Below are 1,947 nucleotides of genomic sequence, written 5' to 3'. Positions count from 1 at the left end.
CGACCCGGAATTGGGGACCTATCTCGGGTATGACGGCGAGCGGCATCCCTGCCCGTAAACTGTTTCGGCGGATCGTTGCGTTCGAAGGGCGGCGTGTCCAAAGCGCCGCCCTTTTCGTAGTGGCGTTTTCGAGCGAAAGCCTGCCCCGCACTTGGATAGCGGGGTGGGTACCGGTTCGCGTCAAGAAAGCGCGTCAAGACAGGAGACTCGAGCCTTGGTTCTGATTCGATCACAACCGGGGCTCTATGATCTCAGCGCCACGGTGACGCCACCGAGCGTCAGCACCAGGGCTGCGACTTCGCGCAGGCCAAGCGGCTCTTGCAGCATCGCGGCGGCGGCGACCACGCCGACCACCGGCACCAGCAAGGTGCCGATCGAGGCGGTGGCGGCCGGCAATCTCTCCAGCACGGCGAACCAGCAGACGTAGCACAGGCAAAACTGGATCAGCGTCATATAGGCCATCGACGCCCAGCCCAGGGATGACAGCGCCGCAAGCCGCGGATGCTCGACCAGCAGCCCGACCACGGCGATCGGCAAACAGCCGATGCCGATCTGCCAGGCCGCCAGCGACAATGGCGGCATCGCCAGCGGAAAATGCTTTGTCAGCACGGTGCCGAGCGCGACGCACACCGCGCCCGCCAGCGCGCACAACAGGCCCGGCAGTTTTGCCAGGCTGGCGTCGATCCCGTTGCCGCCGATCAGCACGGCGATGCCGGCCAGCGCCACCGCCAGCGAAACGGCGCGGAGCAGTGACAGTTTTTCGCCGAGGATCGGCCACGCCAGCAACGCGACCCAGACCGGGATCGAAATCCCCAGCACCGCCGCCTCGCTGGCCGCAAGCCACAGCAAGGCGAGCCCCATGAACGCGACCCAGCCACCGATCGTCAGCAACGACACCAGCAGCAGCCGCAGCCACATCTGCCGGGGTACGCCGAGTTTTTGCCGCCGCGCGAGGGCGATCAACGCCAGCGCGACGGCGCCGACGATGCCGCATAATCCGCGCGACGACAGCGGCGGCCACTCGGTCAAGAGATGCTTCATGATCGGGAAGTTGAGACCCCAGCCCACCGACGTGATCACGAGCAAGGCCAGACCGAGCGGCGACAGCCGGGCGCGGCCCGCCTGGGGCCTGACCATGGCCTGCCGGCGCGTCACGACCGCATCGCCAGCACGACGCCGGCAAGTGTAAAGGCCAGCGCCACGATCTGCGCGGGTCCGAGCGGCTCGTGCAGCGCGACCGCGGATGCCACCACGCCGATCACCGGCACCGCCATGGTGCCGATCGCCGCCACCGAGGCCGGCAGGCGGGCGAGTGCTGCGAACCAGCTCACATAGGCGATGCAGAACTGGATCACGGTCGAATAGAACAACAACCACCAGCCGAGCTGTGTGACATTCTCCAGATGCGTGGTCTCGATGGCGAGCCCGGCGACCGCCACTGGAAAGCAGCCGAGCCCGATCTGCCAGGCCGCGGCCGGGATCGGCGGCAGCCGCACCGGCAGTTTTTTGGCGAGCACGGTGCCGAGCGCGAATCCGATCGCGCCCGCCAGCGCCATGATGATCCCCGGCAGCTTGGCCGCGCTCGCGGCAAAACCGTTGCCGCCCATGATCGCAGCGAGCCCGGCGAACGCCATCACCAGCGCGATCGTGCGCAACAATGTCGGCCGCTCGCCGAGCACCGGCCAGGCCAGCATCGAGGCCCAGACCGGCATGGTGTAGGCGATCAGCGCGGCCTCGCTGGCCGGCAGCCACAGTAGCGCCAGGCCCATCAGCACCATCCAGGCGGTGACGTTGAGCAGCGCCGCCAGCATCAGCCGTGGCCATAGCGCGGGCGCGACCTGCAGGCTCTGCCTCCGCATCAGCGCCAGCGCGGCCAGCAGGCCGGCGCCGATCACGCCGGTGGTGCCGCGCAAGGTCAGCGGCGGCAATTCGCCGAGCAGGTATTTT

Annotated in this window: 3 protein-coding genes; 1 reads left to right on the top strand and 2 read right to left on the bottom strand. The window is 68.1% G+C overall.

What is annotated here, in order from left to right; all coding sequences use genetic code 11:
• Window positions 1-58: BA14K family protein (locus WCE35_RS23605; RefSeq protein ID WP_424595722.1), on the top strand; the 58-nt coding region annotated here is incomplete at its 5' end.
• 185 nt (window positions 59-243) lie between these two features.
• Here the strand turns inward: WCE35_RS23605 and WCE35_RS23600 are convergent.
• Together WCE35_RS23600 and WCE35_RS23595 are read right to left on the bottom strand one after the other, a co-directional pair.
• A complete protein-coding gene (locus WCE35_RS23600) occupies window positions 244-1,137 on the bottom strand; it encodes a DMT family transporter (RefSeq protein WP_424595721.1) in 894 nt (297 codons plus the stop codon).
• Between the two features lie 14 nt (window positions 1,138-1,151).
• A partial coding sequence (locus tag WCE35_RS23595; protein ID WP_424595720.1) for a DMT family transporter occupies window positions 1,152-1,947 on the bottom strand: 796 nt, incomplete at its 5' end.

It is taken from the genome of Bradyrhizobium sp. (assembly GCF_049691595.1).
In the GTDB taxonomy this organism is placed as follows: domain Bacteria; phylum Pseudomonadota; class Alphaproteobacteria; order Rhizobiales; family Xanthobacteraceae; genus Bradyrhizobium.
This window is presented reverse-complemented; position numbering and strand designations above follow the sequence as displayed.